Source organism: Variovorax paradoxus (genome assembly GCF_000834655.1).
Classification (GTDB): Bacteria; Pseudomonadota; Gammaproteobacteria; order Burkholderiales; family Burkholderiaceae_C; genus Variovorax; species Variovorax paradoxus_F.
In genome coordinates this window covers 1-464 of record NZ_JXQQ01000122.1, presented here as the reverse complement: position 1 = coordinate 464, position 464 = coordinate 1, and the positions used below count along the sequence as shown (strand labels likewise).

Below are 464 nucleotides of genomic sequence, written 5' to 3'. Positions count from 1 at the left end.
CGGCTGTACCGCACGGGTGATCTCGTGCGCTGGAACGCAGAGGGGCAGATCGAGTACCTGGGGCGTATCGACCATCAGGTGAAGATCCGGGGCTTTCGCATCGAGCTCGGGGAGATCGAGGCGCAGTTGCTGTCGCAACTCGAGGTGCGCGAGGCCGTGGTGGTGGCCGGCGAAGGCCCGCTGGGCGCGCGCCTGGTGGGCTACGTCTCGGCGCATGCGGGCCGCGAGATCGGCCCATCCGAACTGCGCCAGCGCCTGGCCGAGGTGCTGCCCGACTACATGGTCCCCTCGACGGTGGTGGTGCTCGAAGCACTGCCGCTGAACGCCAACGGCAAGGTCGACCGCAAGGCGCTGCCCGAGCCCGGGCTGGAGAACGCCGACGCCTACGAGGCGCCGCAAGGCGAAGTCGAAGAAGCACTGGCCGCGATCTGGGCCGATGTGCTGGGCGTGGCGCGCGTGGGCCG

1 protein-coding gene is annotated in these 464 nt (G+C 70.0%); it reads left to right on the top strand.

What is annotated here, in order from left to right; translation table 11 throughout:
• Positions 1-464: AMP-binding enzyme (locus RT97_RS30355; RefSeq protein WP_042582583.1), on the top strand; the 464-nt coding region annotated here is incomplete at both ends.